Consider the following 4,365-nt stretch of genomic DNA (forward strand, 5'->3'; position numbering starts at 1 on the left):
AAGAATCCGTATCTTCGAGTGCCCACACAGATTGTCTGATAAATTGTTAAAGAGCAGTGCCGCTTCGCTTTTTCTCAGCGGCGCGGGGTGTGCATAATACGCTTTCCCGCTACAGAGTCAAGCATTTTTTACTTTTCTCTGTTGAGATTCTCAGGAGAACCCCGCTGACCCGGCGGCGTGTTTGCCGTTGTTCCGTGTCAGTGGTGGCGCATTATAGGGAGTTATTCCGGCCTGACAAGAGGAAATTTAAAATAATTTTCTGACCGCGCATTTTTTATTCTTTATGCTTATTTCAGCGTCGGTTTGTCGGTTAAATGGGCGATTTCTCGGGCGAAATTCGCCACCTGCTCCCAATCGGTATAGACAACTTCTTTGCGCGTATCCGTTTCACCGCCTGACATCTTCATAATTAGCTTGATCATAAAACGATCGTACCAGCGATAACGTGGGTAACGCAGCGCCCCGGCAATGACCGCGCAGCGATCGGGACGCCATTGCGAGTTCATCAGAAACTTCCGCGCGTAGCTGTTGGTCTGTGGAGTACGCTTCTCCGGTTTGCGCGCCACCAGGTTTACGGAATAAAAGGCGCTCGGCATCGAATTCAGTCGCGTCGCATGTTTTTTGACAAATTCCTGGAACGCAGAGTGGTAGTGACCATAGCGAATAGAAGCACCAATGACCACACGGTCATAATTTTCCCATTGTGGTTCTTCAATGCGGTGCACATTGGCGACATCCGTCTGGATCCCCAGTTCTTTCAGTTCCGAAGCCAGGTAGGAGGCAATCTCGCGCGTTTGTCCGTCCCTTGTTGAGAAAAGAATTAATGTTTTCACGTATTACTCCATCATTCACGCCAGAAAGTCGGGGTAAAGAGCACCAGCAATGTAAAGACCTCGAGACGACCAAACAGCATGTTGGCAATCAGGATCCATTTAGCCACCGGGTTCATACTGGTAAAGTTATCAGCAACCACGCCAAGCCCTGGCCCCAGGTTATTCAATGTCGCAACAACTGAGGCAAAGGCAGAAAAGTCATCCACGCCCGTGGCGATAATCGCCAGCATACTGACAATAAACACCAATGCATAGGCGGAGAAAAATCCCCAAACGGCTTCGAGGATACGTTCCGGCAGTGCGCGATTCCCCAGCTTAATGCTATAGACGGCGTTCGGATGCACCAGTCGTTTCAGCTCACGGTTCCCCTGCTTAAACAGCAGCAGGATGCGGATCACTTTCAGGCCACCGCCCGTTGACCCGGCACAACCGCCGATAAAAGCCGAACATAAAAGCAGTACCGGCAAAAAGAGCGGCCAGCGGGCAATGCTGTCAGTCGTAAACCCGGCGGTTGTCGCCATCGACACCACCTGGAAAAACGCCTGGTTAATTGTCATCAGCGCCGAACTGTAGACATTATGAAACCACAGTACGAGGGTACAAATAACCACCAGCGTAAACTGTACGCCGATAAACATGCGAAATTCCGGATCGCGCCAATAAACCTTCAGACTACGCCCACTTAACAGTGAAAAGTGCAGACCGTAGTTACAGCCGGAGATCAGCAGGAAGATAGCAATGATAGTGTTAATAGTCGGGCTATCGAAATAACCGATACTGGCATCATGTGTCGAGAAGCCGCCAATAGCGATAGTCGCAAAGCTATGGCCGATGGCATCAAAGGCATCCATTCCGGCAAACCACAACGCCAGCGCACAGGCGACGGTCAGCAAGACATAAATCAACCACAGGGTTTTCGCCGTTTCCGCAATTCGCGGGCGCATTTTGTTATCTTTCAGCGGGCCGGGCATTTCTGCGCGATAGAGCTGCATCCCACCCACGCCGAGGATAGGCAGTATCGCAACCGCTAACACGATGATCCCCATCCCGCCAAACCATTGCAGCATCTGGCGATAAAAGAGGATGGCGTGAGGGAGCGAATCCAGCCCCACCAGCGTAGTGGCCCCGGTGGTGGTCAGGCCAGAGAAAGATTCAAAAAACGCATCGGTAATCGTGAGGTTCGGGCTTTCCGAGAAGATAAAAGGGAGCGCACCGACGCTACCCAGCACGGTCCAGAACAGCACCACTATCAGAAACCCCTCACGGGATTTAAGTTCGCCTTTCTCTTTGCGGTTCGGCCACCACAGCATAGAGCCAATGGCGAGGGCGACAAAAAAGGTCTGGGTAAAAGCGCGGCCCGCTCCATCCCGGTAGATGAGTGCTACCAGCCCAGGGATAATCATGGTCCCTGAAAATAAGATGACCAGTAGTCCAACGATTCGGGTAATGGCGCGAAAATGCATCTCTGCCGCTTCCTTAGTTCTGCAAAACGAAGTGGGGATTATTCTTCAATCGCTAACAATTGCAATGAACCACGGCTAAAATCCGCCAGCTTTGCGGAAAATTCAGCCACTTTCGCCGCCGGAAGCGCCACCCGCAGCAGAACGAATGCCTGATAATCACTGTTGATAATTTTGCCGTCACACTGCCCCAGCAACGCTTCAATGCCGGTTAACTGACTATATTCACATTGCAAAGTATATTCGGTTAATGGCGTCTTGCGTTGGGTCGTTAGCTGGCGCAGCGCCTGATTCACGCCGCCGCCATACGCTTTCACTAACCCACCGGTGCCAAGCAATATGCCGCCGTAGTAGCGCACTACCACAGCGGTAATTTCCCCGACGCCGCTGCCCATTAGCTGGGCGAGCATCGGTTTACCTGCCGTTCCCGCCGGCTCCCCGTCGTCAGAGAAACCCAGCTGTTGAGAATCATCCGGCGCACCCGCCACCCACGCCACGCAATGGTGGCGGGCATCGGGGTGTTCTGCCCGCACCGATTCAACAAACGCTTTCGCCGCCTCAACGCCATCGGTATGCGCCAACATCGTTATGAAGCGGCTCTTTTTGATCTCTTCAACGACCGTGACCGGTGCCGCAGGAATTAACCAGCTTTCCATCACGCCAGTTTCAGATCCCGGGTCATGTTTTCCACGTTGTTTTCGTGGATCACCACGTTGTCTTCGATACGAATGCCGCCGAACGGTTTCAGTGCTTCAATTTTCTGCCAGTTGAAGTGCTTGCTGAACTGCCCTTCACGCCACGGTGCCAGCAGCGATTCAATGAAGTAGATACCCGGTTCGATGGTTAACACCATGCCCGGCTGGAGAATACGGGTGCAGCGCAGGTACGGATATTTTGCCGGTGCCGCGAGGTGCGTACCGCTATCATCCTGCATAAAACCGGCTACGTCATGCACCTGCAGGCCCAGCGGATGGCCAATACCGTGCGGCATAAACGGTCCGGTGAGATCGTTTTCGACCATCGCTTCTTCACTCATATCGGTGATGATTTGATGTTTACGCAGCAGTTTGGCGATGCGCTGATGGAACTGGATGTGGTAATCCACATAGCTGACGCCTGCTTTCATGGTAGCGATCAGCGCCAGTTGTTCATCATTTACGTCTTTCACCAGCTGTGCGTAGTCGTTGTCACTTTTTGCCGACCAGGTACGGGTCAGGTCAGCCGCATAGCCGTTATATTCGGCCCCGGCATCCAGCAGGAAGCTGCGCATCTCTTCCGGTGCCTGGTGGTCCAGTTTGGTGTAATGCAACACCGCAGCGTGTTCGTTGAGCGCCACAATGTTGCTGTAAGGTACGTCGGTATCACGATGACCGGTCGCGGTCAGATAGGCAATGTTGATATCGAACTCGCTCATGCCAGAACGGAACGCTTCTTCTGCCGCGCGATGACCGTTGACCGCCATTTTCTGCGCTTCACGCATACAGGCCAGTTCGTACTCGGTTTTGAAGGAGCGGTAGTAATGCAGGTAGTCGATCACCCCTTTCGGGTTGATATTGCTGGCCTCAATACCCAGTTGCAGCGCACGTTCCGGCACCGGACCGATATAACCGATATTCCCGCGCGCAGCAGGCAGCAGGCTACCAATGCCATCGGCTTTCGGCAGCGCGATCACTTCCACGTCTTCAGTCCAGAAAGAGGTCGGCAGCGGTTCGACGTTGTGCCAGTAATCAACCGGCAGATAGAACCACAGTTTCGGCTTGTTCACGCCATCCACCAGCAGCCAGCAGTTTGGCACCTGAGTTACCGGCACCCACGCTTTGAATTGCGGGTTCACTTTAAACGGATAGGGATGATCGTCGAGAAAAACGTTGAACAGTTCGCCGGAGTGAATAAGTAACGCATCCAGCTTGAAGCGCGCCAGCGCATCGCGAGTCCGTTCCTGTAAGGTAGCTATATGATTTTTATAGAGTGAGGCCAGTGATTCCATTTTTTACCCTTCTGTTTTTTTGACCTTAAGTCTCCGCATCTTAGCACATCGTTCATCCAGAGCGTGATTTCTGCCGAGCGTGATC

4 protein-coding genes are annotated in these 4,365 nt (G+C 52.8%); all 4 read right to left on the reverse strand.

The genetic code is table 11. The annotated features are described in order from the left end of the window. Positions 1-287 precede the first annotated feature (287 nt). The 4 genes from hemG to pepQ are packed head-to-tail and all read right to left on the reverse strand — an operon-like array spanning position 288 to position 4,280. Positions 288-833 (reverse strand): menaquinone-dependent protoporphyrinogen IX dehydrogenase, encoded by a 546-nt coding sequence (gene hemG, locus E0D98_RS21540; RefSeq protein WP_000853970.1) that lies wholly within the window; start codon positions 831-833, stop codon positions 288-290. A gap of 11 nt (positions 834-844) precedes the next feature. Next, positions 845-2,296, reverse strand: a complete 1,452-nt coding sequence (gene trkH, locus E0D98_RS21545) for a Trk system potassium transporter TrkH (protein ID WP_000545677.1) — start codon at positions 2,294-2,296, stop codon at positions 845-847. A gap of 38 nt (positions 2,297-2,334) precedes the next feature. Beyond that, the gene (locus E0D98_RS21550; protein ID WP_001296979.1) at positions 2,335-2,949 is read right to left on the reverse strand and encodes an IMPACT family protein; all 615 of its coding nucleotides are present in this window, start codon (positions 2,947-2,949) and stop codon (positions 2,335-2,337) included. After that, complete coding sequence (pepQ, locus tag E0D98_RS21555) at positions 2,949-4,280, reverse strand: Xaa-Pro dipeptidase (RefSeq protein ID WP_000444561.1); 1,332 nt, start codon at positions 4,278-4,280, stop codon at positions 2,949-2,951. Before pepQ ends, E0D98_RS21550 begins: the two co-directional genes overlap by 1 nt. Positions 4,281-4,365 lie beyond the last annotated feature (85 nt).

This window comes from Escherichia sp. KCJ4928, from assembly GCF_004352695.1.
In the GTDB taxonomy this organism is placed as follows: Bacteria; Pseudomonadota; Gammaproteobacteria; order Enterobacterales; family Enterobacteriaceae; genus ECMA0423.